Genomic DNA, 1,308 nt, shown 5'->3' with positions numbered 1-1,308 from the left:
GGCAGATTTTTGAAAACAATAATTCCAAGCCGTAAGGCTACGAAGCGCTATTTAGGAGGCCAAAATGAAAAAGCTTAAGCTCGAAGAGGAAGAAAAGGAAATACTGGAATCTTTCGAGCGTGATGAATGGGAACCCGTCGCAGATTTGGAAAAGGAAGTTAAGAAGCACCAGGTATACGCTCGCAATACTCTAAAGAAAGATAAGCGAATTAATATTCGAATATCCTCCAAGGATTTAGAGGAACTCCAACTTGTTGCTGTTGAAGATGGAATCCCATATCAAACCCTCATCTCCAGCATTCTTCATCGTTTCCTTTCTGGCCGACTTATAGAAAAACCGCGACAGATCAACAGAATTAACCAGACACAGCGAACCTGATTCATAGCAGGTTTTACCTGTGCTGGTTATTCTGAGCTTTCTGTGGGTATAATCTAAGGAGAAAACCGAATGGCATCAGATGTGGGCTTTGTTGAATTCATCGTTGAGCAGATAGATAATGCAGGTGAAATCACATACAAGAAGATGTTTGGAGAATATGGAATCTATAGTGATGGCACAATAATGGCTCTCGTATGTGATGATCAGTTATTCGTAAAACCAACCAAAGCTGGCAGGTCATTCATCAAGAATGTGATCGAAACTCCTCCCTATCCAGGAGCAAAACCATACTTCCTTATTGAAGATCAATTTGATGATAGAGAGTGGATTAGTAGCTTGGTGAGAGTAACGGTCAAAGAACTAACAGAAGTGAAGCCGAAGGCAAAACGAAATAAGAAATAATGCACAGAACCAAGCCTTGCACTTTATCGCATACAAGGAATGAATTAAAGATAACGACAAAATGCAGCAGTACTGCAGCTTTACGATTGAGACATGCCTTTGCACCATGTTGGCGTTTTAATCGGATCAGCAATCATATTCGCAATTGTGTGGGCGTGTATTTGCTGGATCGGTGCCCGATCGTTTGTGGAGCAGTTCCGGATTGGGTTGCTCTGGGTGGTGATGATGGCCATCTTTGAGTTCAGCCTGGGAGCAGTGCTTGATTATTCGCAGGAGCGCATACTTTCTGACTACAACATGGCGGAGGGCGGATTCATGGGACTAAGACTGCTTTCATGCTGTTTGCTCCAGCGTTGGCAGCCAGGGCACGTGGCTTCGGCCAACATTCCGCTAACTCAAACATTGTGGAGAACCTATTATGATTACATGCTCATCAGGCGCTGACAAACGTCAGGTTCCCTTCATCTCCCTCGTGCCATTTCTGCTTATTGCTTTCGGATTGGCGTGGGGAATCTTGGCTCTGTTCA

The 1,308-nt window shown here is 44.0% G+C and carries 2 protein-coding genes; both read left to right on the top strand.

Annotated elements, in window-relative coordinates; all coding sequences use genetic code 11:
* Window positions 1–64: 64 nt before the first annotated feature.
* On the top strand, window positions 65–379 hold the full coding sequence (locus K8R76_01905) for an antitoxin (GenBank protein ID MCD4846927.1): 315 nt from the start codon (window positions 65–67) through the stop codon (window positions 377–379).
* Between the two features lie 69 nt (window positions 380–448).
* Window positions 449–781 (top strand): TfoX/Sxy family protein, encoded by a 333-nt coding sequence (locus K8R76_01900; GenBank protein MCD4846926.1) that lies wholly within the window; start codon window positions 449–451, stop codon window positions 779–781.
* Window positions 782–1,308: the final 527 nt, after the last annotated feature.

This window comes from Candidatus Aegiribacteria sp. (assembly GCA_021108435.1).
Taxonomy (GTDB): domain Bacteria; phylum Fermentibacterota; class Fermentibacteria; order Fermentibacterales; family JCC-6; genus Aegiribacteria.
Note: the sequence above shows the minus strand (reverse complement) of the source record. Positions and strands in the feature narration are given on the sequence as shown.

Excerpts from the sequence above, each read along its gene's own strand:
- K8R76_01905 (MCD4846927.1), top strand. The coding sequence starts at position 65 with ATGAAAAAGCTTAAGCTCGAAGAGGAAGAAAAGGAAATACTGGAATCT.
- K8R76_01900 (MCD4846926.1), top strand. The coding sequence starts at position 449 with ATGGCATCAGATGTGGGCTTTGTTGAATTCATCGTTGAGCAGATAGAT.